This is a genomic window from Oleiphilus sp. HI0128, assembly GCF_001635365.1.
In genome coordinates this window covers 1-1,740 of the sequence record NZ_LWGG01000460.1, presented here as the reverse complement: position 1 = coordinate 1,740, position 1,740 = coordinate 1, and the positions used below count along the sequence as shown (strand labels likewise).

The following is a 1,740-nucleotide window of genomic DNA, read 5'->3' as shown; positions in this document are numbered from 1 at the left end:
AGGTGAGATGGTAAAAAACTTTGCCGCTGGCGGTGCCGCGATTACCGTATTAGCTCGCCAATTGAATGCTGATTTCGGCGTAATTAACCTAGGCACAGTCAATGAACTCGCTCCCTTAGATAGCGTGACTGACCAGCGTATTACTGCCGGCACCGCGAACTTCTGCCAGCAAAGCGCGATGAGCGAGGAACAACTAAGCCAAGCACTAGAAGCCGGGGCTCAATCAGCATCACAAGCAAAAGAGTTGGGTATCGAGCTGTTTATTGGTGGTGAGATGGGCATAGGTAATACCACCAGCGCTTCCGCTTTAACAGCAGGCTTGACTGACTTACCTGTGGAGCAGCTCATCGGAAGAGGAACGGGTATTGATGACGAAGGTATCCAGCGAAAGCTCAAGGCTGTACAACAAGGCTTAGACCTTCACAAAACCAGTGATACGACAGCAAGCGAACTATTGGCCAAGCTTGGCGGCTTTGAAATTGCCGGACTGGTTGGCGCCTATATTCGCTGCGCTCAACTGGGTATTAGCGTTTTGGTAGACGGTTTTATCAGCTCGGCAGCAGCCTTAGTAGCAACGCGAATTAACCCCTCTATTCGTCCCTGGTTGTTTTTCTCTCACTGTTCAGAAGAAGCCGGTCATAAACACCTATTGCAAACACTTGAAGCCGAACCCTTGCTGAGTCTAGGTATGCGGCTGGGCGAAGCTAGTGGTGCCGCCGTCGCTGCGCCCCTCTTACAGTCTGCCTGTCTGCTTCATGCCCAAATGGCAACCTTTGATCAGGCTGGCGTCAGTCAGTAATTTGAGCTGCCATAATCGCCTGCTACACACGGAGCATTTTTTGTGAGCCAACGAGAAACACCCGCTGCTAATCAAATTAAAGCGGCGATCATTGCCCTTCAATTCTTGAGTGCAATCCCTGTTGGCCAGCAATCTGCTCCGACTGAGAAAGAGATAGGCGCATCACTCAGCTGGTATCCACTTGTTGGTCTATTGCTGGGTATAATCTTGTGCTCAGCATCATTACTTTTGAGCTTTGTTTTTCCAACACTTCTAAGTGCGGCTCTAATCTTAACGCTATGGGTAGTGCTTACCGGCGCTCTACATCTCGACGGTTTTGCCGACAGTGCTGATGCCTGGATGGGTGGGCTTGGCTCAAAAGAAAGAACTCTGCGACTTCTGAAAGATCCAACATCTGGCCCAATTGCTATTGCAGCGACTGTTTTATTAATGCTTTTGAAGCTCTTAACTATTGAGCTAATCATCAATCAGGATATTTGGCTGCTTATCTGGCCCCTGGTATTTGCTCGCATCAGCGCCAGCCTGCTATTTGTTACCACACCCTATGCACGAAAAAGCGGTTTAGGAAGTGCAATTGCCGAGCACAAGCAAGATCACCAAGTTTGGCTTGGTTCTATCATCCTCATGCTCGCTTCCTGCTACTTTCTAGGCTGGGCAGTCATCATCCCCCTGCTATTCGTAAGCTGCTTAAGTTTCTACTACTTGCGCTCTCGCATGATGAAGCGGCTTAAAGGGTGCACAGGTGATACAGCCGGCGCCATGATCGAGATACTCGAATGCATCACCCTGCTAGTTCTCGTTGCCTGCCAATAAATATAACAAGGAAATAACACATGTACTTTTCAATTTGCCTCTTATTGGCCTTGTTCCTCGATAAGGTCTTTGGCGAAGCCAAGCACTTTCATCCTCTCGTTGGCTTTGGCAATCTCGCCACCGACCTT

2 protein-coding genes are annotated in these 1,740 nt (G+C 49.1%); both read left to right on the top strand.

The annotated features are described in order from the left end of the window. On the top strand, window positions 1-799 hold a 799-nt coding region (gene cobT, locus A3763_RS05630), incomplete at its 5' end, for a nicotinate-nucleotide--dimethylbenzimidazole phosphoribosyltransferase (protein ID WP_156494941.1). Between the two features lie 42 nt (window positions 800-841). Continuing rightward, window positions 842-1,612 carry an adenosylcobinamide-GDP ribazoletransferase gene (locus tag A3763_RS05625; RefSeq protein WP_197470230.1) on the top strand — a complete coding sequence of 257 codons (771 nt, stop codon included), beginning with the start codon at window positions 842-844 and terminating at the stop codon, window positions 1,610-1,612. Window positions 1,613-1,740: the final 128 nt, after the last annotated feature.